Origin of the sequence: Rhizobium sp. ZK1 (genome assembly GCF_047782645.1) — a bacterium.
GTDB lineage: Bacteria > Pseudomonadota > Alphaproteobacteria > Rhizobiales > Rhizobiaceae > Rhizobium.
The window spans coordinates 278,160-300,788 of record NZ_CP180588.1; the positions used below are offsets into that span (position 1 = coordinate 278,160).

A 22,629-nucleotide genomic window follows, 5' to 3' on the forward strand; every position below is an offset into this window, starting at 1 on the left:
TAAAGATGTTGAGCAACAGCCGAGCGTGGAAGGACGTGTGGCCCGGACTCTGCATCAGTAGCGATGTCCGGCCAAGAAAAGCCCCAAATCTAATTTCGCTTGAATCAAGGTCCGGAGCTATCGGAACAAAGTCGGAGACAGTTCAATGAGAAAAGCCCTTCCTTCAAACCTAACTTTCGGCATATTCGACCATCTGGACGAGGATGGTAACGCCGTTGCGCGACAATACGCAGACCGTCTCAAGCTGGCGGAAGCGTATGATCGGCTCGGCTTTTATGCTTACCATGTAGCGGAGCACCATTGCTCGCCGCATGGAAGAGGCCCATCACCGAACCTGTTCTTATCGAGTGTCGCGCAGCGCACCCGTCACCTTCGTCTTGGCCCCCTCACCATGCTGCTTAGCCTTTGTCATCCGCTGCGTGCATTTGAGGAGATCTGCATGCTTGACCATTTGAGCGGTGGCAGGGTCGAGTTGGGCATAGGGCGCGGGTCCCTTCCAATCGAGCTAGCTTACTTCGGGATTGGTGCGGACGCAGTGCCAGGACGCTATCTCGAAGCCAGCGAAATTCTGATGGAGGCGATGAGGGGCGGCACTCTTTCCTACAGCGGCCACCATTTTGAGCTAAACGATGTTCCTTTGACACTGAAGCCTCATCAGCGCCCGCACCCGCCGACATGGATCGCCACCAACAAACCCGAGTCTGCACGCTGGGCCGCTGCAAACGGCGCGAACATCGCGTCTCTAGGTCCTGCCACATTCGTCCGCAAGGTCACCGACGCCTTCCGCTGCGAGCAAGGACACAACAGTGACGCGAACAACCAGGCGCCATTCCTCGGACTGCTTCGCATGATTGTGGTCGGGCAGTCTGCAGACCATGCATATTCGCTCGCCGCTCCTGCTTTCGAACGATGGCTTGAAACTTTCAAATTCCTGTACGTCCTAAATGGAATCCCGGTTCCACCGAATCTCCCCTTGAGCTTCGATGCAGCAATCGAAAATGAATTGTGCGTGGTGGGAACGGCGGATTTTGTCCGACGGGCTCTGCTAGATCAGGTCGAAGAGGCGGGAGCAAACTATCTCCTTTGTCAGGTGGCGTTTGGGAACCTGCCCTTGGACGCTTCGCTGTACACCGCGAGGACGCTTCAATCCGAACTCATGGATCGGGTTGGCTGAGTACCATGGTGCCTTGTCGAACTCAGATATGCGGAAACGCACTTTCTCTCCCCATGCGTGGCGCAGTCCATATGCTTGATTAATTATAAGATCAGGCCCGAAACGGGTGTTCCTTATCCGCGAGTTGAATGTTGAATGGCCGTCATGCGCGATCAAAAAGCGGGTTTGAGCACGAGGCGCGGAGAAGAGGGGAGGTGGTTTTAACAGCCAGAATACTGATGACGTACGGCGAGCGGGCATGAAAGTCCACGCCAATGAAGCGGACTCTAGGCTGGAGGGGACAACCGCACTGTTGTCCGACGCATTCTTGCGTGTCAATCGGCTTCGTAACGGGACCCCATATCAGCTTCCAAAAGGGACCCCTTCCTCTGGTTGCATAGGGTCAGCGCGCGTAGGCCCGGAGCTGTCCATTTAGCGCAGGGGCCTGCGGGCGCGGGTTGTTTGTCTTTTCGGCTTTAGCTTTGAGAGCGGTTTTTGAAGCGCCAGGATTCATTCCCGGTCTCAACGATTTCGCAATGGTGGGTGAGCCTGTCGAGCAGAGCGGCGGTCATCTTCGCGTCGCCGAACACGGCCGGCCACTCGCCGAACGCCAGGTTCGTCGTGACGATGATCGAGGTCCGCTCGTAAAGCCTGCTGATCAGATGGAAGAGGAGCTGTCCACCGGCCTGGGCGAATGGGAGATAGCCGAGCTCGTCCATGATGACGAAGTCGAGCCTGGTGATGAAGTCGGCAAGCCGCCCCTGTTTGCCGCTACGTGCTTCTGTCTCGAGCCGATTGACGAGGTCGACGACGTTGAAGAAGCGGCCTCGTGCGCCGTTGCGGATCAGGGCACGGGCAAGCGCGATGGACAGGTGGGACTTTCCCGTGCCGGTCCCGCCGACCAGAACGATGTTGTGCTGCTCGGCGAGGAAGGCTCCGGTCGCGAGTTGGCGCACCAGCCCTTCGTTGACCGGCGTGTCGGTGAAGTCGAAGTCGTCGATGTCCTTGGCCAGCGGCAGCTTGGCAACGGTGATCTGGTATTTGATGGAGCGCGCCTGCTTCTCGGCGATCTCCGAGTTCAGCAGGTCACCGACGATGCGCGGCGGTTCGTGCTGGCGCTTGATGCCGGAAGCCATGATCTCGTCATAGGCGCTGCGCATGCCGAACAGCTTCAGCGTGCCCATCATGTCGAGGATTTGCGAACGTTCCATAGGCATGTATCTCGGCTGGGCGACCGACCGCGGTCGACAGCACTGAGTATTTGTTGTTGTCGAAACGCACGAGGCAGGTCTTGCCGATCGAGGCTTGCACAGCATGGAAGCCGTCGAACTTACCCGGATAGCTGACCAGATGCGGCTTCTCCGTTTCGAATACCTCCCAGATCGTGCGCTCCGTCTGATCGACATGCTTATGAGCACGGGCGTAGCTGATGCACTTGTCCAGCAGCCAGCCATTCAGCTCGTCGTAGGATTTGAAGCGCAGCCGCGGCGTGAAGAAGCGTTCCCGCACCAGATTGACCTGGTTCTCGACCTGGCCCTTCTCCCACCCCGACGCCGGCGTGCAAGCCACCGGTTCGATCAGATAATGGCTGCACATCTGCAGGAAGCGGCGATTGTATTGCCGTTCATTGCCGACGAAGACCGTCTCCACCGCGGTCTTCATGTTGTCGTAGATGCCGCGCGTACAGGCCCCGCCGAAGAAGGAGAATGCCCGGTCATGGGCGTCGAAGACCATCTCCTGCGTCTCGCGCGGGTAGGCTCTCACATACATCATCCGGCTATGGCAGAGCCGGACATGCGCCACCTTCACCGTCGTCGTCACACCGTTCAGCACGACGATCTCGTGGCTCCAATCGAACTGGTAGGCCTCGCCCGGCGCGTAATAGAGTGGCACATAGGCCTCCGCCGTCACGGACCCGCGCTCCTTCGCCCACGTCCGGGCATAGCGTCGGACGGTGTCGTAACCGCCTTCGTAGCCCAGATCGCGCAAATCCTCGAATATCCGGATCAGCGTCAGCCGTTCGCGGGAGGATTTGGCTTCATTGGCAAGCAGCATTCCATCGAGCTGATCGCGCCAAGGGCCGAGCTTCGGCTGAGGCTGACGGGTCCGCTCGTATTTGAATTCCGTCTCATCGGTGCGCAGAACCTTCCGCACCACTTTCCGCGATATGCCCAGCTCCCGGCAGATCGCCTTGATCGACTTACCCTGCACACGGGAAAGCCGCCGTATCTTCAGAATTGTCTCCACAACAAGCATCCAAATAAAAAGCCTCCGATGAAACCGGAGGCTGTTGTAACCCCATCGCAGATGGGGGTCCCGTTTGGACGCCGATCACCCCATTTGCGGGGTCCTTATTCCATGCCTAATCACAGTTATCAGTCAGGTTAGTATTCTGGTGACGGGGCCTGCCCCGGAACAACTGGGAGATGTCCTGGCGAAATTCGGCTTTGGTGACACCGCCGCTTCAATAATTGGGGCAGGGGCCGGCCAAGTATGTTCGGACTTTCGTGTTCGTTCAGACGGATGGAGCCATATTCTGCTCTTCAACAGGGATTTGAACGCCTATCGCCTCGGCCGAATGGTCCGCAGGATCTACGAGATAGAGACCTACCGTTCAATGGCGCTGCTCGGCCTGCCACTCGCGCGGCGTCTCGCGCCGCGCCTTGCCGAGTTCGAGGCGCGCCTTGGAGACCTGGCAGACCGCAATCAATCGACGCCGGCGGACCAGCACAAAAGCCTCCTCAACGAAATCTCGGAATTCTCTTCCGCCATTATCACGGCTTCGGCGGAAACCCGCAGCCGCTTTGGTGCGACCGCAGCCTATGCGAAAATCGTCGAGGAACGCATCAGCGAGCTGCGCGAGACGCATCTGCCGGGCTTCCAACGATTTGGCATATTCGTCACAAGACGCTTCAAACCAGCGGTTCGCACTTGCGAAGCCACGTCCCATCGGCTTGAACAGTTGTCTGGCGCCACTATGCATCTTCTGAATCTGCTGCAAACCCGCATTCAGGTCGAAATCGAATTCCAGAATGCAATCCAGATCAAGTCGGTGGCGGAACGGGCGGCGACGCAGGTGAAGATCCAGCGCGCGGTCGAGGGATTTTCGATCATTGCCATCAGCTATTACCTCATCGGCCTCATCAAAACTGCCTTCGAGGCATGCCAGCACGCCGGATGGGAAGTCAGTCCGCTGCTGATTCTCGGGTCGATCCCGCTCGTATTCGTCGCGGTGGCGGCCACGGTGCTTCGCGTGAAGCACGCACTCGCCACCCACGAATAGGCCGACATTCCAATGATGAGAAAGGGAACGCCCATGCCACCGAATGCCCCGTGCTCCAAAGAGCGGGACGCCATCCTGCAAAACTACGGGTCCATCGGCATCAAAGCGGTCGCAGCCGCATGCAAGAGTTCTGCAGCTGCCACCTGGCTAAGCCGAGGCAAGATGGTGTCTGACAATGATCGTCCCTGCGAATGGCAAGAACGCAATCAACCCTACGAAAGTGACTAGCTCCCAAACCAATGGGTCACGCGTACGACATGGGCTTCCGTCATCTCCGATAGGTCGCGGCCGCGGCACGAAACGGGAGCTTCAGCACCAACGAATTGACGTTGACCAGCCGACAATTAGCGAGCGCAACCGGGACCGCGAGCGGCGCTGCACCATCGATCGCTCCGGTCTGCCGGATCGCCGACCGTCCTTGTCAACGGCAAGGGTCTTGATGCGTTAGATCACGGAAAGGCGGGCCAACATGTTCCGAAGCTCAGCATTCTCCGCATGCAGATGCGCCCGCCACAGCGCCTTCAGCCGGCGGTTTTCGGCCTCGAGCGCGTTGAGGTCGTCGGCGCCAGCCTGCTGCGATATCCCCGCGGAAGCGGATCGGGCTTGCGTTTTCTTCCTCGGCCCCATCGCTTTCGAGGCGGCGCGGCGCCTCGCAGGAGCGGCGGGAGCTGTCTCTTCTTGCGCGGGGACGAGCACTGGCACGTTTGCAGCGTCATCCGTTTTCGCCGATGGTTGTGGCAAATCCGCCGGCTGCGTCGGCAAGTCAGAGGTCGTCGCCTTCACGAGGGCCGCCCCGGACGGTTGTTCGTCGGGTTTCACGATCGTCTCGAGAATTCTGGACTCGGATCGATGGGGTGCAGGTGATGGCCGCACCGCACCGAGCTCTGCGTCAGCGCTACCGCCGGTCACCGCCAGATCGGATTCCACCGCACGCGCGATCGCCTTGAGGTCGGTATCACCCCAGATCGAGGCGCCTTGGCGTCTTTGCTGACGCCGGCCCGACTTGAATTCGACAATGAAATTGCGTCTTGCTTTCATGCGGACCTTTATCCGGAAATGAAGGAAGTGACCCGGTGACACGTAGGGTTCACCGCACAGATAGGCAAAGGCGTGCGTTTTTGCCACGCGGGCGGTATAGCCTGTCAGCCTAGTCCAGACCGAGCCGCTTGCGCAGTTCGGCATTCTCAGCGCGAAGCTTTTCCGCGAGCTGCTGGCGCAGCCGCTTGTTTTCCTCTTCGAGCGCGACCAGGTCCGCCAGAGTATCGACGCCGGCGCTTGGCTCGACCCTGGCGTCTGGCTGGGGTTTGGCGGCTGGCGCCTCCACCGCGCCGTCGGTCCGTTTCCACTGGTAATAGGTCTGCTCGGAAATCCCGGCGTCCTTGATCGCCGCCTTCAGGGTGTCACCGGCCGATGCGCGCGCCTCGATCTGCGCGAGCTTTTCGGCGCGCTCGCTGTCGGAGTAACGGCGCTGCCGCACACTGATCGCCGCCGGCTCAGCCTTGCTCGCTTTCGCGCCGGCAGACAAACGTTTCCCCTTCGCCGATGATGTGCGCTTCTTCGGGGGAGGAGCCGTCTCGGTCTCGGTCAAGGGCTCGGCTTGTTCCAGAATTTCTTCGTCCGCCATGGTACGCTCCCGGTTGGAAACTTCTTTTCAAACGGTTGAAGGTGGGAGTCAACAGCATGCGGTTCCAATTGCGCGTCGACAAGGTGATCGACCGTTGCAGCAGATCTTCGCTTCCCCCGGTGAAACGGATGGCGGGCTTCGATGGTGCCGTCGCAGTGACCTGGCGGTAGCATGGGAACCGAATGAGCGAGGCGGTTCATGCGCCAAGCGGAAGGGACACCGCGATCGTCACCACTCACCTTCTTTTAGCAACTCAGGCCAAGGAATGGAGTTGACTGATTGAGCAAGACGCGGCCACGGAATCCGTTGGATATCTGTGACGTTGATGAGCATGGCCCGCGGACTAAAGCCCGCCCATGCAGAGATACTTCATCTCGAGATAGTCCTCGAGGCCGTGCCGAGATCCCTCGCGACCGATGCCTGACTGCTTGACGCCGCCGAAGGGGGCTGCTTCCGACGACATACGGCCGGTGTTGATGCCGACCATGCCGTATTCGAGCGCCTCGGCGACCTTCCAGACGCGTTTGAGATTGGAGGCGTAGAAATAGGCGGCAAGACCGTAGATCGTGTCATTGGCTGCGCGCACCACCTGGTCGGCATCGTCGAAGCCGATGAGCGGCGCCAGCGGCCCGAACGTCTCCTCCTTGGCGACCCGCATATCGCCTGTCACCCCGGTGATCACGGTCGGTTTGAAGAATGTTCCGGACTGACCGATCCGCTTGCCACCGCAGCGGATCGTCCCGCCTTTCGCCACGGCATCTTCGACATGGGCTTCGATCTTTTGAAGTGCTGCTTGATCGATCAGCGGACCGATCGCGGCGTCGGCGTCAAAGCCGTCACGGACGCGTAAACGCCGGACCCGATCGGCGAACTTTGCTGCGAACTCGTCGTGCAGGCTGGCATGGACATAGAGCCGGTTGGCAGAAACGCAGGTCTGGCCGCCATTGCGGAACTTCGTCTGGATCGCGCCGTCGACGGCGGCATTGACATCCGCGTCGTCGAAGACGATGAAGGGCGCGTTGCCGCCGAGTTCGAAGCTCACCTTCTTGATCTGGTCGGAGCACTGCCGCATCAGCAGCCGGCCGACCTCCGTCGAACCGGTGAAGCTGATCTTGCGCACCTTGGGTTTTGAGCAGAGTTTGCGGCCGACCGCGTCGCCCTCGGAGGCATAGATGAGGTTGAGCACTCCGTCCGGAAAGCCGGCGAGCCGCGCCAGGACAAACATCGCGCCGGCGATGAGCGGTGTCTGCTCGGCGGGTTTGAAAACGACGGTACAGCCGGCGGCAAGCGCCGGCGCGATCTTGCGCGCCACCATCGATGCGGGGAAGTTCCATGGCGTGATCGCACCGACGATACCGATCGGTTGTTTGATCACCAGCATCCGACGGTCGTTGGATGGCGCCCAGATCGGCTCGCCATAGATGCGGTTGGCTTCCTCGGCATACCATTGCAAATAGGCCGCAGCATGGGCGATTTCGGATTTCGCCTCGGCAAGCGGCTTGCCCATCTCGGCGGTCAGGATGGCGGCAAGATCATCGCTGTGCTCGAGGATCAGCTGATGCCAACGCCACAGGGCTTCGGAGCGCTCGCGAGCGGTGAGACCGGCCCAGGGCTCCCGTGCGGCGTCAGCCCGATCAATCGCCACGGCGACGTCCGCCTCATCCATGTCGGGAAGCTCCGCCAGGTGTTCGCCGGTGGACGGATTGAACACCGGAAAGCGCCGACGCTTCCCCAAAGCGGTGAGGTCGACAACGGATACCAGGTCCGCGAACAGGTCTGGCTTGCTCAGATGCCGCATCAGTGACTGCGAAAGCGTCAACGGTGATCCCCCTCTTGGGTTTGCAACAGCCGCACTCTATAGCCGGTCGTCCTCAAAACGGCAGCACCGGAGCGATCCTTTCCGATCGCTCCGGCCAAGCAGCGTCAGAACTCTCTTCAACCCAATCAGTCGATGGCGATGACGGCCTCGATCTCAACCTTGGCGCCCTTTGGCAGCGCCTTGACCTCATAGCAGGCACGGGCCGGGTAGGGGGTCGAAAAGAAGCCGGCATAGACGCGGTTGACCTCCGCGAAATCCCCCAGATCGGTCAAAAGCACAGTGGTTTTGACCGTCTTCGAGAGGTCTGTTCCGGCTTGCCTGGCAATGGCAGCCATGTTCTTCAAGCACTGCTCGGCCCGCTCGATGGCATTGGCGGAGTTGAATTCGCCGGTCGCCGGATCGATCGGCAGCTGTCCGGAGACGAACAGCAGATGGCCAACCCTGATCGCTTGCGAATAAGGGCCGACAGCGCCCGGTGCTTCGTCGGTGGAAATGGCGGTGATCATCGTTCTTTACTCCATGTGTGCATTGTCGGAAGGTTCGTCAGGCGTATCGGGCGACCGCGAGTTGTGTGGCGTCGATCTCCGGCTTGCGGCCGCTGACGAGATCGCTGATCAGGCGGGCCGAACCGGTGCTCATCGTCCAGCCGAGCGTGCCGTGTCCGGTATTGAGATAGAGGCCGGCGATCTTCGTCGGGCCGATCACCGGTGTGCCGTCCGGCGTCATCGGCCTCAGCCCCGACCAGAAGCTCGCCTTCGAAACATCGCCGCCGGGAAAGAGGTCGGTGACGGAATGCTCAAGCGTGCGGCGGCGGGCCTGGCCGAGATCGTTGGTATAGCCGGAGATCTCCGCCATGCCGCCGACCCGGATGCGGTCACCAAGCCGGGTGATGGCGATCTTGTAGGTCTCGTCCATCACGGTCGACTTCGGCGCCCGCGACGCGTCGGTGATCGGGATCGTCAGCGAATAGCCCTTAACCGGATAGACCGGTAGCTTAATGCCGTAGCGCTCAAGGAAGACCGACGAATAGCTGCCGAGCGCCACCACGACCGCATCCGCACCGAACCGCTCATGATCGGTGACGACACCGCGCAACTGGCCACCCTCGACATCGAGCCGCTTGACCACCGTATTTTAGACGAAGCGGACGCCGATCTCTTCGGCCTTGGCGGCGAGCGCATTGGTGAACTTGAAGCAGTCACCTGTTTCGTCCTTGGGCGTCAACAGGCCGCCGACGATCTTGTCGCGGACATGGGCGAGCGCCGGTTCGACCCACACGCAGCCGTCCCGATCCAGCACCTCATAGGGAACGCCGTCGGCAGCAAGCGCCTTCACATCCTTCGCGGACGCATCGAGCTGCTGCTGGGTCCTGAAGAGCTGCACCGTGCCCTGCATGCCCTCGTCATAGGCAAGCCCGGTCTCCGAGCGCAGTTCGGCGAGCGCGATGCGGCTGTAGTTTGCCAGGCGCAGCATCCGGCTCTTGTTAATGGCATAACGCTCCGAAGTGCAGTTCGACAGCATCCTGAGCAGCCAGGAAAGCATGGCGGCATCTAATTTGGGCCTGAGGATCAGTGGCGTATGCTCCATGAACAGCCACTTCAGCGCCTTCATCGGAATGCCGGGTGCGGCCCATGGCGAGCAGTAGCCAAACGAAACCTGGCCAGCATTGGCGAAACTCGTTTCCAGTGCAGGACCGGGCTGACGATCGATGACTGTGACCTCATGGCCTGCTTTTGCCAGTTGATAGGCGGATGTGACCCCGACAATGCCGGACCCGAGAACAACGACTTTCATGATTTCCTCAAGACTGAAAAGCAGTATGGCTCTCAGCGATACTGACGGTGATAGCGATGACCGAGACCGGTCAGGATTTCGTAGGCGATGGTGCCGGCGTCGCGCGAGACGTCTTCAAGCGTCTGGTGGGGGCCGATGACCTCGACGAGGCTGCCAAGTGTCAACGTGCCTTCCGAAGCGCAGAGATATCGATGGTGATGCTGTCCATCGACACGCGGCCAATGATGGGCAGGCGGATCCCTTGATAGTAAACCGCGCCGCGACCGCTCAAACTCCGTGGCAGCCCGTCGGCATAGCCAGCGGCGATGGTCGCAAGCCGTGTTTCGCGCTCTGTCACGTGGGCGCCACCGTATCCGACCTTGGTGCCGACCGGCGCGGTGCGGGTCTGGACGACGGCAACATCGAGGCTGACCACCGGCTCCATCGGATTTGGCACGCCTGTCGTCGGCGCACCGCCATAGAGCGCGATACCGGGGCGGGCGAGAACACCATGATAGGCTTCGCCAAGTAACACACCGCCGGAATTGGCGAAGGAGATGTCGAGGCCGGCAATTCGTCGGCAACCCGGCGCATCTCGGCGAGTTGTTCCGCGTTCTGTGCCTCATCCGGTTCATCCGCCGCGGCGAGGTGACTCATGATGAACAGCACTTCGAGGTTGCTTTTATCGCCGAGCGCCTTCGCCAGGGCAGAACGCTCCTTCGCCGGAAAACCGAGCCGTGACATGCCAGTATCGAACTGCAACACGGCGGGCAGGGTGCGCTTGAGCGTGCGGGCATAGCAGCAATGAGCGAGGATCCGCTCATCAGCCTGCCAGCCCCAAGCTGACCAATTGCCGGCTCTGTCCGGAAGGCACGGCGATCGCCGAAGCTACACCACTCCCAAGGACATGATCGAGTTTTTCGCCGCAAATGGCGACATCAACAGATCAACCGACTAGGTGCTTCGACAGATCTTGCGCAGCTATGCACCCGTAGGCACGCACTTAGACAAGTAGGAGCCCATTTGGACCCGTCTCGATGTGACCAGGGCTCACAACGCATCATCCCGCAGGCGGTCCCAGAAGAGTGCGCCGCACTGTTTCGAAAGGATTGCCTTCCGCAAAATACCACGTGTCAAAATCCAAGTTAGGTGCGACCATCCGTGTACTCGTCTCAACCAAAGCGCGAATGCCGCAGCAAGCCGAGAAATCATTCGCGCCGACCCAGAACAGCAAACCGTCGCTAATAGCTTCCATCATCGCACGGCCTGCGTCGAAGTCGAGTTGCTCGCCGCTCAAGCGCGGCGCGGCCGACTGAAATCTCTCGATCATACATGCGAGGATGTCTGACCTGATCTTTGGTGCATCGTTGGTCGCGACGAATGCTTCCATAGCGTGTATATACAATTGCCTATCTCCGGAGAGGCCCACCACTTCTGGCTTCTTGCAGCAGGTCGACCGGCGTGGTTCAGGCGGGATGCGCCTCGCAAGTCGGGCGGAAAGCCCGAGGCGTTATACGGTGTTGGTAAAGAGGCACTGCGATTTGCATTCTCGCACGCATGTTCGACAACACTCGGGCTGACACCTCGAAAGCACCGCAGCTGACGGGACGCTTGCCAAAGCCATCTGACCGCCCGAGCTCGTCGAAGGCTGCGCCGGCTTTTTCATAGATGCGCCGCATATGCGGTTCGTAGTTCGAAATCATTGTGTGGATACCGTTGTCGAGCGCCAGCTCACAGAGCGCCAGCAGAAGGAGGCAAAGCGCCCGCTCGTACCGCATGTCAGGAAAATCGCGGGCAAGCGCCTCCTCGTCGACACACATGCGCGTGCCCTCCCATATGCCGGGTGCGATCAGATCGGCGGCATGGGGAAAAGTGGAGCGGAAAACGTCGTGAAGAAGGGTGTGGCCGGTGGTCGGCATCAGCCGCACCGCCCCATAGAGCTGGTCTCGATCGTCATCGCACCAAATGAGATAGGCCGGATTGTGGCCGTCATAGCGGTCGCGTTCATACGGACCGGATGTCTTGACCTTCCAGCCCAGCTGATCGGCAAAGACTGTTTTCCTCAACCGGAAATATTGATCCAGCAAGTGTTCATATCGGCCGTACTGATGGCCCTGGACGAATGCATACATGGTCGCCTCCATTTGGATGTCGGCGAGAACATGCAATCGAAAGTGCAGGGAGGAAATGTCCGCAACCTGATACTCTCAAGTGTGGGTATTGCCATAGGGATTGATCAGGCGCAGTTGTGCTGCGCGTGCGGTTGCGGCTGATCTGGTCGCACATTCCAGTTTTAATTGTGCCGATTTGAGGTAGGAACGAACGGTGTGCTCTGACAGGCCGAGAATGGCGGCGATTTGGGGAGCTTCCTTTCCAAGCGCGGCCCAGTGCAGGCATTCGACCTCGCGGCCCCCTAGCAAAGGAACCGGATCGTCTTCGCCATAAAGTTCACGGACCGCCTTCTTGTGGATGAGAAAGGCGAGCTCCACCCATTCTTCGCGCTGCTCGACGACGAGGGCACTCCATTCGCTGTCTGGTTTTTTGGAGTTCAGCGAAAAGAGCGCGCGGCGCGACTTGGTGACGACCGGAATCGAGAACCCGTTCTCGCCAAGACCGAACGTCATAGCGTCGGCATAAAATGCCAGCGCCGCCTTCGGGATTTCGACCTCGCGCCAATCGAAGGGCAACTGCCGAACGAGACCCTCGTGCAGGATAGGATCGACTTTGACGAAGTCCTTCAGGAGGTAGCGTGCCACCCAGGGATCGGGATAGGTGGTCCTGACAAAGGGCGTGTCCACGGCACCTGCGATGGTCTGGGCGAGATGATAAGTGACGAAGTCGACTCCATAGTTCGCCTGAACAACTCTGATCGCCTCGTCGACGGTGGGTGCGCCTTCAATGCCGGCGGAAGTGATGCGAAACAGCGCGGATTCGTTTGTCTGCATAAGAAAATCTCCACAACACGAGCGTCCTGTGGGACGCCCTTCTTTAGACGTTGACGCAAGCGGCAGCGCTTGGCCGGGACGGAGGTCCGGCGAGACCGGTGGTCAACCGACAGTGCGAGGGTCGAAAATACTGCATTTGGAAACCTTTAGCTGCGCTACGCGCGGGTGGTGTCGCAGGGGGCGACCGTTATCCATTGCGTTGCTCACTTCTGCGAAACATAGGAAACGAGCGGAGCCGGCTTGCGGGCGGCGCCTGGCGGGCGTTCACGAGAATGGCGGTTTTCGGCGGCTGGGCGGCGGGGGTGAGGTCCATGAGGTCCCGGTCCAACTGCTTGTCGGCCGCGGCCGGGCGGTGATGCAGCCGGTGATAATCCATCCAGGTTGGTGTGCGGTAGGTCTCGAGCCAGCGCGAAGGTTCGCTGACATCGCAGGTGAACGTCCATTGCCTTGCCCCAGCCCGGCTTTGCACATGCCGGCGTCTGCACAGAACCGATCGGCGTTGTCGTCCGCAATGGAATATTCGATGATGACCAGGATCGGCCAGTCTCTGGGCTTGAGATCGAGCGCGATCGCCGGCGCGACGAACGACCCGGACGGTTCGAGTGCCGGGTCGAGACGATTGCTGATCGACAGCTTGACACCCGAGGCGGCGGCGAACAGCGACGCCCCGGCGGAAGCTGCGAGCGCAGAGAAAAGCGAGTGGGTCTCGGCGCGTCCCCTGAGCCAGCTGCCGCCAGCGATGCCGCCATAGGTGATGGCGCTGTAGATCGAGATGGTCCGCCCCGCCACCCAGCGCGGACTGGCGAATTGCAGTTTACGCCGAGGACCGATAACGCCGTTACCCAGCCGGCGCCGCCAAGCGCGAGCGACGCGGCAAACGCCCACGACAGTGCACAGGTCGCGCAGGCGATGCAGGCAGCAACGAAGATTCGTTCCTGCGCGAAGCTGTGCCGGAGAGGCTGATTTGCCAGCCCGGCGACAAGTGCACCAGTGCCGAAGCCGGCCATCAGAAGGCCACCGGCGACCGGGCCCGCCGAAGGCGCCGACGACGATGAAGCCGCCCAGCGCCGCACCGTCAAAGCGCCCCGTTTTGTAGCCGGCCGACATCAGCATGAACGCCGCCGGATGAATGGGCGTATGCTTCCTCTTGAAATAGGTGCTTTGCCATCCGCCATTGTCGTTGGAGATGACTTTAATGTAGCCGGTGCGAATATAGATGTAGGCATGGGCCGTGTAGACGGCATGCTCGGTGATATTCGCAAGGCCCGCCTTGAGGCTCTCTTCGCTCCCCGCAATTGCGGTGAGGTCGGTCATCTTGTCCAGCAAGTGTCGCAATTAAAAGTCCTTGGGCAGTGAGTTAGAACACATCACGTTGAACCTTTTGGCGCCGATACCTGAAAATGCGCCTGTTCCCATCCCACCAAGGAAAGGACAGCTTGGGCGGGAGATGGAGCAAAAACCAGGCCAACTAACTCGCCCTACGGTAGAGCCTGAAAATCAGTCGGTTCCGCAAAAGCTGTGCTTCCAGATCCTGTTGTTCATGTATCGAAAGCGAGAAAAAGTCTCATCGGTGAGACGCCCGGCTGGTTATAGCGCGGCTTCGAGCTGCAGAGGTTTGAGATCATCGACGCGGGGAAGCCCTAGTAACAGCGGATGCTTCAGTGGTGCCAGTGGTCCTCGGATGTTGTCATCAGTTGCCGCAGTTTTTGCCCACCTCCGCTGCTTTTTGTCTTCAGATCATGAGACTGCCACCGCAGGACGGGACTGCGGACGGAAGCGTTCGCCAGCGTCATGCCAGCCTCCGCAAGTGTCCGCGATGCTGCTGGTTGCTGATCAGCAGCACGTGGATCAGGGTGAACAGCCGCCGCGCGGTGTCGATGTCGACGGTGACCTTGGAGGCGAGACGCGCCTGCAACAGTTCGGCCGCTTCGTTGTGGATGCCGCGGCGCCCCATGTCGATCGCCTCGATCTTCTCCGGACTGGCGCGGCCGGCGGCGTCGTTGAAGCTGTCGCAGATGAGGGCATAGTCCTTGAGATGCCGGCGAAACGGCGTCAGCGACAGATGGTGGCTGACCACATGCTCGCCGCCATCCAGCGAAATTGTCATCACCAGGCGGCGGTCGACCAGTGCAAGCTGGAGGCGGTAGGGGCCGCCGTCATGGCAGACGGGAGCGAAACTGTTCTCGTTCAAGAGATCGAAGATCGCAATCGCCTGTTCCCGCTTGAGATGCGGATCGTCCTGAACGCGAAACGAGCCATCGAGCGAGACGGCGCAGAGCCGTGCGCCGGACGGTGAGGCGTTGGAGCCCGCGGCCGCTTTCATGTCAGGCCTCCGCTTGGCGGGACCAGCATCGTACACGGTCGGGATAGAGGAGACTGCCGTCGGCCTCGCGAGCCAACGGCAGCCGAATTACCCCGGGGGACCGGCGTCACGGTTCCCTCCGAGGTCACGGCAGATTTGGAGGAGCTAACCCAAGTGCATCACGCCCGTTTTGCAGGGTAGGGGATCACACCTGATCCTGCAAATGCGCCATGAACACCTCGGCCGGCGTCTTGTAGCCAAGGCATTTACGGGGTTGGTCGTTGAGATGTCGTGCGAGTTGGATGAGGTCGCGCTGTGACACGGCGGCCAGATCTGTAGCTCCTGGCATGAAGCGGCGAATACGTTTGTTGGCGTTTTCGACAGTTCCCTTTTGCCACGGTGCACTCGGGTCGCAGAACCAGCTACGCGCGCCGATCCCTTCTTCCAAAGCCCTGAATCCGGCAAACTCGGTACCGCGATCAAAGGTGAAGCTTTGACGTGCAAAGGCCGGCAAAGGAGAAAACGCTCTAATGATCTTGTCCATGATCGGGCGTGAATGCCGGCTTGGATTCTTGATGAGAACGGTGTAGCGGCTCTTGCGCTCCACGAGGGACGTGAGATTGGCGTGGCCGAGTGGACGCTCAAAGATGAGGAGGTCGCCCTCCCAATGCCCGAACTGCGATCGATCTCCAATAAAATCAGGACGTTGGGATATACGGTGCGAGGCTGGAAACACACCGTCGCGCGGCTTCCTGGAGCGCAGTGGACGACGTTTGCGACGCGCTTCCGGGAGATACTGATAGAGGCCAAGCCCATAGTCTTCCTTGCTGTAAATGAAGCGGTAGATTGTCTCTTTACAGACGCGGACGAGGCTGTGCCCCTCCAACAACAGGCGCCTATAGCGCGGCGATCAGGATGAGACGGTGGCGACAATCTGGATGAGACTCTTATGTCGCGGTCGGCATGAAGGTATCATGCTGATTGTCGCTGGCAAGAGTCTCATCGTGTTCTGATTGCCGCTCCGCGACAAACTGGGAAGAGCTTTTGATTGTCGCGAAGGCGGCAGGTCTGCCGCGCTGGCGTTTGGCTTCCATGGCGGAACGTCGCCGGTAGCTTTCGACGTTCATTTCGAAGATCGTTGCGTGATGAACAAGTCGGTCCACCGCGGCAAGCGTCATGGCCGGGTCCGGAAAGACGCGGTTCCATTCTCCGAAGGGCTGATTGGCGGTAATCATGATGGAACGCCGCTCATATCTTGCGGAGATGAGTTCGAAGAGCACGCTGGTCTCGGCCTGGTCCTTGGTGACGTAGGCCAGATCGTCGAGGACAAGCAGATCGAACTTGTCGAGCTTTGTTATGGCGGACTCGAGCTGGAGTTCACGCCGTGCGACCTGAAGCTTCTGGACGAGGTCGGTCGTGCGCGTGAACAGCACCCGCCAACCGTTCTCGATTAGCGCGAGGCCAATGGCGGCAGCGAGATGGCTCTTTCCGCCGCCGGGCGGACCGAACATGAGGATATTGGCACCTTTGGCGAGCCAGCTATCGCCGGCGGCAATGGCCATGACCTGGGCCTTGGAGACCATGGGCACGGCGTCAAAAGCGAAGCTGTCGAGCGTCTTGCCAGGCGGCAGATGCGCCTCGGCGAGATGACGTTCGATCCTGCGATGCGCCCGTTCAGCCAGTTCATGCTCGGCGATGGTCGAGAGGAAGCGAGCCGCAGGCCACCCTTCACGATCGGCCTGTTCGGCAAATTGCGGCCACAGCGTTTTGATCGTCGGTAACCGGAGCTCATTCAGCATGATGCCGAGGCGGGCTTCGTCGATGGTGTTGTGGACGTTCTTCATGCAGCCTCTCCCGCGCAGGCAGACCCCATCAGGGCTTCATAGCTATTGAGCGATGCGAGTTGCACATGAACGATCGGCAACTGATCCGGGTCCGGGCCGAAGATCGCTCTCAAGGTGACCAGGTCGGGCAGTTTGTGGGCGTCGAGCGTTCTGGCAAGCTCCTCGGCCAGTTCACGCTCGCAGCCGCGATCATGAGCCAGCGCCAGCAATTCCACGGTAATCTTGCAAGCCTGCCGGTCAGGCAGTTGCTCGATGAGAGTGTCGAAAGCCCTTCGATATTCCGGCCGGGGGAAGAGCTTGTCGCGATAGACCAGGTTGAGAAGCGCCATCGGCTTTTTGCGCAGGGAATGAATGACGTGGCGATAGTTGACGACCTGGTCATGCTTGCCGCTCGCGTGGGCGCGACCTCGCGGCAACGTCAGTAGATGCGTGCCGCCAATGAAGACGTCGAGGCGATCGTCAAACAAACGCACACGCAGCCGGTGGCCGATCAAACGGGAGGGGACGGTGTAGAAGACCTTGCGCAAGGCGAAGCCGCCGGTGCGCGACACGGTGACGACCACCTCTTCGAAGTCAGTGGTGCGGCGATCGGGAAGCGCCTGCAGATGCGGACGCTCGGTATCGATGCGCTTGCCATGCGCGGCATTGCGACGGCTGACGATCTCATCGATGAAAGCGCGGTAGGAGCGAAGATCGTCGAAGTCTCGGGTGCCGCGCATAAGGAGTGCATCGCGGACCGCGTTCTTGAGATGGCCGTGAGAACTTTCGATTGAGCCGTTCTCGTGGGCGACACCCTTGTTGTTGCGGGTTGGCGTCATCCGGTAATGAGCACACAGCTCCTCATAGCGGTTTGTGAGATCGACCTTGGCATCGGCATCGAGGTTGCGGAAGGCCGCCGACAGGCTGTCGCTGCGGTGATAGAGCGGCGAGCCGCCGACCGACCACAGGGCGTTCTGCAGCCCCTCCGCCAAGGCGACGAAGCTTTCGCCGCCAAGAATGACATGGGCGTGTTCGAAGCCCGACCAGACCAGCCGGAAGTGATAGAGCAGATGGTCGAGTGGCTGACCGGCAATCGTCACGCCGAGGCTGCCCATGTCGGTAAAATCCGACAGACCAAGTCGGCCGGGATCGTGCGTCTGGCGGAAGATCACCTCCTGCGCCTCACCGTGAATGGCCCGCCATGACCGGATGCGCCGCTCAAGGGTGCGGCGAATGCCTTCGGGCAATTCCGGATGACGACGCAGCATCTCGTCGTAAACGGCGACCGCACGAATGCCGGGAGCAGCCTTGAGGAGCGGAACGACCTCTGCATCAAAGATATGCTCAAGCGGATCGGGGCGACGTCGACCGCGGGGCGGCTTGTTCTGCGACGGAAGGCGCTGCTCTTTCTCGATACGGAACGCCGTTGCCCGGCTGATCGACGCCTTCGCGGCGGCGACCTCAACAGAATGCGTTTGTCGGTACTTCATGAATAATCTCATCTGATGATCGGTTACATGGCGACCCGGCACGAAGGTGGTTCTCCATTCCAGAAGACCGCCACCGTAGCGGGCCGACCGCGATCATGAGACGCCTAAAAATTGCGCCGCGGCGGGGGTGTAACTCCGGTCGGGCTACGCCCTCCCTTCGTCACACCCCCGCCGCCGAGTCTCATCCTGATTGACGTTGAATCTCACCGTGATTGTCGCCGCGCAGGCGCCCGGCAATCTGCTCCGGAGACCAGCGTGCCTCCAGCTGGTTGATGATCTCCGTGCGTAAATCCGGGTGCCGCCGCAGCTTTCTCAGCCGGCGTCGCCGCTCCTTAGAGATATCGTGCGCTACCGTGCTGTAGTAGCCGTCGTAGTCCGGCAGTTCGCGATCGTGAAACGTGTTGCGCTTGATCTCGCGGTAAATGGTCGAGCGGTGACGGCCGAGCTGGCGGGCCATTTCGGTGACGGGAACTTTTGCCGCCACCAGCTGATGTAGGCGTCGTCGGTCGGCGAGAGCAAGCTGCGTGTAGCATCGGGACATGCTAAAATCTCCAAAGTGAAGCCGTTGAAATCATTGGCATGTCGCACTTCATCCTTGAACCCACCCCCCTACACAAAATGTGGCGAAGAAGTTGGAATGTCCGTTTTGCCGCAAAGTAGAAATGTCACTTTGATCTTTCGTACGCCACGACCGACCAGCCCCGATCTGACCGGCTGATCCGGTTGCAAGATCAGATCGGGGCGGGTGAGGGACCACCCTTCCGGCTTTAGCTTCCTCACTATCAATTCGTCTTTTCCTGGTAGATGGTTGACGGCATCTACATGCCGCGAGGTTAGAATCAGGACTGCGCCATGCTTCCGCAAATCAAATTGCTGGGCGACGTCGATGTCGCCGCCCTCTCGCCGCTAATGCGCGGAATGATCCTGGCCCTATCCTATGCGGACACTCAAGGAGGCATCGGCTTGACAGCCACAGGCGCCATGAACCGCAAGTTCGTGCACTGGGCCGCCGTTCACTTCCATTGGCCCGGCTATACATCCGAAGACCTCTACAGCATGAACAAGGTCCTCAACGAAGCGGACATGCCTCCGCTTTGGGCAGTGCGGGACATGCTTCAGCACTTTAAACTTCTTCGCCGAAAAAAAGACATGCTGCTGCCGACCAAACGTGGACGGGACTTCCAGGCAAGACCGAAAGCCTACTTCGATCTGGTCGCTACGGATTATCTCTATGCATACATCCACGACGGCCAAAGGCAGGGGGAGATGCGCAACCGGATGCGCTGGTGGGACGTCTTCCTTAATCTTATTAATATCATGTCGACATCGGGATGCTCATTGAATGAACTGGCGAACGAATTATTCCCAAGCGAATCCTATCCTTTGATCGAAGAGCAGATGACCGTGGAAGATTGGGCGCTGAGATCAGAGTTTCGTTCCAGCGTCATTCGCCCCTTATGCTGGCTGGGTTTGCTGTATGAAGATCGCCAGGGGCTGGCCATGTGGGAGGAGGGCGCTTACCATAAAACGCCACTATGGCCAGCTTGCCTGCAGCTGGAATCCGACACGCAAGCCCAAATCGGTGTCCATTGATCAACCCTTGAAAGCTCTTACTCGGCAGCATCGAGCCGCGAGAGTGCCTTCTCCCGCCGCGCAATCACTGCCGGATCGTTCATGAAATCCGTCCGCCGTCCCGGCTTGCGCCCACGCGGCTTATAGCCATTTTTGTCGCTGTTGCTCCTCACGACCGGCTTTTCCTGCTGGTCCTGACGCTCCTTGATATAGGCTAAGAGTTCACCGAGCCGCTTGTTCTCGGTAATCGCCGCATGCGTCACCCGCTGGTCCTTGTCGAACACCGAGTAGGGCAGAGAATAACCTTTCCAACGCACATCCAGCCGCCCGTCAGCATAGGCATAGGTCTCGACATAACGACCGACCAGACCACGCGTCACCTCGGTCTCCTGCAGCATGATCCGCTTGCGTTCAAACGAAAACGTCAGCTGCGATCCGACATAACGCTGCTCGCGCTTGCACAGGATCTCAGCCAGTCGATCCGCCGCCAGATTCATCGGTCGATGCAGGTCCTCAGACCGCGCAGGGGCGATCGCAAAGCGCTGATTGTAGTTCTCCATGAAGTCCGGCAAAAACGCATTGCCTGCCTCCATCGTGTCGATCCCGGCCAGCCGCAGCTCCTTGACTAATCGGTCCTGCAGCGTCCGGTTCATCCGTTCGACGCGGCCCTTGGCCTGGCTCGAATTTGCACAAAGGATCTCGATGTTTAGCTCGCAAAGAGCGCGCCCGAATTGGGTCATGCCCTGGCCGCCCTTGGCATCCTTCTTCGCCACCCGAAACACCGAATGCTTATCCGAGTAGAAGGCCACAGGCGCGCCGTGACGCTTCAGATAGAGCTCCAGCGCCTCGAAGTAGGTGAAGGCGCTTTCGGAACGTACAAAGCGCAACTGCATCAACCGGCCGGTCGCATCATCAACAAAGACCAGCAGCGAGCACGGATCTCCGCGATCTTCGAACCAGCGATGCTCGGAGCCGTCGATTTGCACCAACTCGCCATAAGCCTCGCGTCGTAGTCGCGGCTGATGAAACGTCCGACGCTACTTGCGCGATAGCCACAGGCCGGCATCAACCATCCAGTTGCGCACAGTCTCGCGCGACACCCGCAATCCATCTCGCTCGGCAAGCTTCTCGGCGGCCAGCGTCGGCCCGAAATCTGCATAGCGTTCGCGAACCAGCGTCACCGCATAATCGCGAACACCATCACCGATCCGGTTGTTCGAAGGCCGGCCGATCGCCTTATGCCTTATCGACGCTGCGCCGTCAGTTTTGATCCGATCCAGCAGCCGACGCACCTGGCGCGTGCTCAGCTCAAGCACATGTGCCGCCGACACCAGCGTCTCGCGGCCCGCGATTACCTTCGACAAAACCTCGATCCGCTGCAGGTCGCGCTCGCTCATCGCTATCAGTCCCATCCGCAATCTCCCAGGTCATCAAAACGCGGGGAGAGTGACATTCCAACTTTGCAGAAACAGGACACTTTAACTTTGCGGTGTGACTTCTAATGTAAATGCAACAAGGGCTTAAAGGCTACTACAGGGCAGGGAGATCAGCCCCCGATCCGACCGGCTGGGCCGGGTTGAAAGGGCGGAGCGGGGGCGGGTGATGACGCACCCCTTCGGCTTTAGCTTTCTCACTAGCAATTGTTCTTTTACCGCTCGATACTCGCTGGGACTTGCATGGCGCAGTTGGGGATCAAAGCCGCACGATGCTTCCGGAAATCAACCTGCAAGGTGACGTCGACATCGCCGCGCTGTCACCACTTCTTCGCGGCATGCTTCTTTCGGTTGCCTATGCTGACGGTGAGGGTGGCATAGGATTGACGGCGACCGGCGCCATGAACCGCAAGTTCGTGCTGTGACTTCTAATGTAAATGCAACAAGGGCTTAAAGGCTACTACAGGGCAGGGAGATCAGCCCCCGATCCGACCGGCTGGGCCGGGTTGAAAGGGCGGAGCGGGGGCGGGTGATGACGCACCCCTTCGGCTTTAGCTTTCTCACTAGCAATTGTTCTTTTACCGCTCGATACTCGCTGGGACTTGCATGGCGCAGTTGGGGATCAAAGCCGCACGATGCTTCCGGAAATCAACCTGCAAGGTGACGTCGACATCGCCGCGCTGTCACCACTTCTTCGCGGCATGCTTCTTTCGGTTGCCTATGCTGACGGTGAGGGTGGCATAGGATTGACGGCGACCGGCGCCATGAACCGCAAGTTCGTGCATTGGGCCGCTGTGCACTTCCTCTGGCCAGGATTCACAGCCGAGGACCTCTACAGCATGAACAAGGTGCTCAATGAAAGCGACATGCCGCCGCTTTGGGTCGTGCGCGACATGGCCCGTCATCTGAAGCTTCTTCGCGGGAAAAAGGATGTGCTGCTGCCAACCAGACGCGGCCGGGAGTTTTTGGTGAACCCGCAAGCCTTCTTCGATCTGGTCGCCACGGATTATCTCTATTCCTATGTCCACGCCACCGAGCGGGAAGAGGAGGTCCGAGCGCGGTTACGCTGGTGGCGCATGTTCCTCAATCTTCTCAATATCAAGGCCAGAGAAGGTTGCACGCCAATGGACGTTGTGAAAATCCTCTATCCAGACCTGGCGCCTTTGTCGGACACCGAAATGACCATAGGAGCCTGGGAGTTGAAATCCGATCTTCAGTATGGCGTCTTCCAACGCTTATGCTGGCTCGGCTTGCTCTACGAGGCACGAGAGGGGCTCACTCTTCTGCAGGATGGATCCTTCCACAAGACGCCACTTTGGGCAGCTTGCCTGCAGTTGGAATCGGATACGCAAAGCGATATCGGCGTGCATTGACGATCTCTATTCTGCCGCTGGCTGCCTAATAACACTTTC

General features: G+C 59.8%; 16 protein-coding genes and 8 pseudogenes. 6 read left to right on the forward strand and 18 right to left on the reverse strand.

Annotated elements, in window-relative coordinates; genetic code table 11:
* The first annotated feature begins 145 nt into the window (after positions 1 to 145).
* A complete protein-coding gene (locus ACK9YZ_RS34390) occupies positions 146 to 1,174 on the forward strand; it encodes an LLM class flavin-dependent oxidoreductase (protein ID WP_416068547.1) in 1,029 nt (342 codons plus the stop codon).
* 455 nt (positions 1,175 to 1,629) lie between these two features.
* On the opposite strand, the gene istB (ACK9YZ_RS34395) is transcribed toward ACK9YZ_RS34390, so the two are convergent.
* Together istB (ACK9YZ_RS34395) and istA (ACK9YZ_RS34400) are read right to left on the reverse strand one after the other, a co-directional pair.
* On the reverse strand, positions 1,630 to 2,364 hold the full coding sequence (istB, locus tag ACK9YZ_RS34395; RefSeq protein ID WP_416068548.1) for an IS21-like element helper ATPase IstB: 735 nt from the start codon (positions 2,362 to 2,364) through the stop codon (positions 1,630 to 1,632).
* A pseudogene (gene istA, locus ACK9YZ_RS34400) lies at positions 2,306 to 3,409 on the reverse strand (IS21 family transposase); the annotation flags it as partial. The gene istB (ACK9YZ_RS34395) and the pseudogene istA (ACK9YZ_RS34400), both read right to left, overlap by 59 nt.
* Positions 3,410 to 3,524: 115 nt before the next feature.
* On the opposite strand from istA (ACK9YZ_RS34400), the pseudogene ACK9YZ_RS34405 reads away from it, so the two are divergent.
* A pseudogene (locus tag ACK9YZ_RS34405) lies at positions 3,525 to 4,436 on the forward strand (DUF3422 domain-containing protein); the annotation flags it as partial.
* Between the two features lie 444 nt (positions 4,437 to 4,880).
* Here ACK9YZ_RS34405 and ACK9YZ_RS34410 read toward each other — a convergent pair.
* From ACK9YZ_RS34410 to ACK9YZ_RS34455, 10 genes and pseudogenes are all read right to left on the reverse strand, one after another.
* Positions 4,881 to 5,474, reverse strand: coding sequence for a hypothetical protein (locus ACK9YZ_RS34410; RefSeq protein ID WP_416068549.1), 594 nt, complete (start codon positions 5,472 to 5,474; stop codon positions 4,881 to 4,883).
* Positions 5,475 to 5,583: 109 nt separating this feature from the next.
* The gene (locus ACK9YZ_RS34415) at positions 5,584 to 6,060 is read right to left on the reverse strand and encodes a transposase (RefSeq protein ID WP_416068550.1); all 477 of its coding nucleotides are present in this window, start codon (positions 6,058 to 6,060) and stop codon (positions 5,584 to 5,586) included.
* A 343-nt stretch (positions 6,061 to 6,403) separates the two neighbouring features.
* The gene (locus ACK9YZ_RS34420; RefSeq protein ID WP_416068780.1) at positions 6,404 to 7,858 is read right to left on the reverse strand and encodes an NAD-dependent succinate-semialdehyde dehydrogenase; all 1,455 of its coding nucleotides are present in this window, start codon (positions 7,856 to 7,858) and stop codon (positions 6,404 to 6,406) included.
* Between the two features lie 146 nt (positions 7,859 to 8,004).
* Positions 8,005 to 8,385, reverse strand: coding sequence for a RidA family protein (locus tag ACK9YZ_RS34425; RefSeq protein WP_416068551.1), 381 nt, complete (start codon positions 8,383 to 8,385; stop codon positions 8,005 to 8,007).
* Positions 8,386 to 8,422: 37 nt separating this feature from the next.
* Positions 8,423 to 9,673: pseudogene (locus ACK9YZ_RS34430) on the reverse strand (D-amino acid dehydrogenase).
* Between the two features lie 32 nt (positions 9,674 to 9,705).
* A pseudogene (gene alr, locus ACK9YZ_RS34435) lies at positions 9,706 to 10,447 on the reverse strand (alanine racemase); the annotation flags it as partial.
* A gap of 265 nt (positions 10,448 to 10,712) precedes the next feature.
* On the reverse strand, positions 10,713 to 11,042 hold the full coding sequence (locus ACK9YZ_RS34440) for a hypothetical protein (protein ID WP_416068552.1): 330 nt from the start codon (positions 11,040 to 11,042) through the stop codon (positions 10,713 to 10,715).
* Positions 11,043 to 11,118: 76 nt separating this feature from the next.
* Entirely contained in the window at positions 11,119 to 11,784 is a 666-nt protein-coding gene (locus ACK9YZ_RS34445; RefSeq protein WP_416068553.1) for an acyl-homoserine-lactone synthase, read from the reverse strand.
* A 75-nt stretch (positions 11,785 to 11,859) separates the two neighbouring features.
* The gene (locus ACK9YZ_RS34450) at positions 11,860 to 12,597 is read right to left on the reverse strand and encodes a LuxR family transcriptional regulator (protein ID WP_416068554.1); all 738 of its coding nucleotides are present in this window, start codon (positions 12,595 to 12,597) and stop codon (positions 11,860 to 11,862) included.
* Between the two features lie 187 nt (positions 12,598 to 12,784).
* Positions 12,785 to 13,604, reverse strand: a pseudogene (locus tag ACK9YZ_RS34455) (MFS transporter).
* A gap of 130 nt (positions 13,605 to 13,734) precedes the next feature.
* Here ACK9YZ_RS34455 and ACK9YZ_RS34460 point away from each other — a divergent pair.
* On the forward strand, positions 13,735 to 13,953 hold the full coding sequence (locus tag ACK9YZ_RS34460) for a hypothetical protein (protein ID WP_416068555.1): 219 nt from the start codon (positions 13,735 to 13,737) through the stop codon (positions 13,951 to 13,953).
* Between the two features lie 433 nt (positions 13,954 to 14,386).
* Here the strand turns inward: ACK9YZ_RS34460 and ACK9YZ_RS34465 are convergent, their stop codons facing one another.
* From ACK9YZ_RS34465 to ACK9YZ_RS34485, 5 genes and pseudogenes are all read right to left on the reverse strand, one after another.
* Positions 14,387 to 14,920, reverse strand: coding sequence for a UPF0262 family protein (locus tag ACK9YZ_RS34465; protein ID WP_416068556.1), 534 nt, complete (start codon positions 14,918 to 14,920; stop codon positions 14,387 to 14,389).
* Positions 14,921 to 15,104: 184 nt separating this feature from the next.
* Positions 15,105 to 15,794: pseudogene (locus tag ACK9YZ_RS34470) on the reverse strand (IS30 family transposase); the annotation flags it as partial.
* A gap of 52 nt (positions 15,795 to 15,846) precedes the next feature.
* A complete protein-coding gene (istB, locus tag ACK9YZ_RS34475) occupies positions 15,847 to 16,743 on the reverse strand; it encodes an IS21-like element helper ATPase IstB (RefSeq protein ID WP_138386462.1) in 897 nt (298 codons plus the stop codon).
* Positions 16,740 to 18,224 carry an IS21 family transposase gene (istA, locus tag ACK9YZ_RS34480; protein ID WP_416065907.1) on the reverse strand — a complete coding sequence of 495 codons (1,485 nt, stop codon included), beginning with the start codon at positions 18,222 to 18,224 and terminating at the stop codon, positions 16,740 to 16,742. Before istA (ACK9YZ_RS34480) ends, istB (ACK9YZ_RS34475) begins: the two co-directional genes overlap by 4 nt.
* A 184-nt stretch (positions 18,225 to 18,408) precedes the next feature.
* A pseudogene (locus tag ACK9YZ_RS34485) lies at positions 18,409 to 18,753 on the reverse strand (transposase); the annotation flags it as partial.
* 311 nt (positions 18,754 to 19,064) lie between these two features.
* On the opposite strand from ACK9YZ_RS34485, the gene ACK9YZ_RS34490 reads away from it, so the two are divergent.
* Positions 19,065 to 19,805: a hypothetical protein gene (locus tag ACK9YZ_RS34490; protein ID WP_416068557.1), complete on the forward strand. Its 741-nt coding sequence runs from the start codon at positions 19,065 to 19,067 to the stop codon at positions 19,803 to 19,805.
* Positions 19,806 to 19,822: 17 nt separating this feature from the next.
* On the opposite strand, the pseudogene ACK9YZ_RS34495 reads toward ACK9YZ_RS34490, so the two are convergent.
* Positions 19,823 to 21,196 (reverse strand): annotated as a pseudogene (locus tag ACK9YZ_RS34495) (ISNCY family transposase).
* A 293-nt stretch (positions 21,197 to 21,489) separates the two neighbouring features.
* Here ACK9YZ_RS34495 and ACK9YZ_RS34500 point away from each other — a divergent pair.
* The gene (locus ACK9YZ_RS34500) at positions 21,490 to 21,642 is read left to right on the forward strand and encodes a hypothetical protein (RefSeq protein WP_416068786.1); all 153 of its coding nucleotides are present in this window, start codon (positions 21,490 to 21,492) and stop codon (positions 21,640 to 21,642) included.
* Between the two features lie 210 nt (positions 21,643 to 21,852).
* Positions 21,853 to 22,590, forward strand: a complete 738-nt coding sequence (locus ACK9YZ_RS34505; protein ID WP_416068508.1) for a hypothetical protein — start codon at positions 21,853 to 21,855, stop codon at positions 22,588 to 22,590.
* Positions 22,591 to 22,629 lie beyond the last annotated feature (39 nt).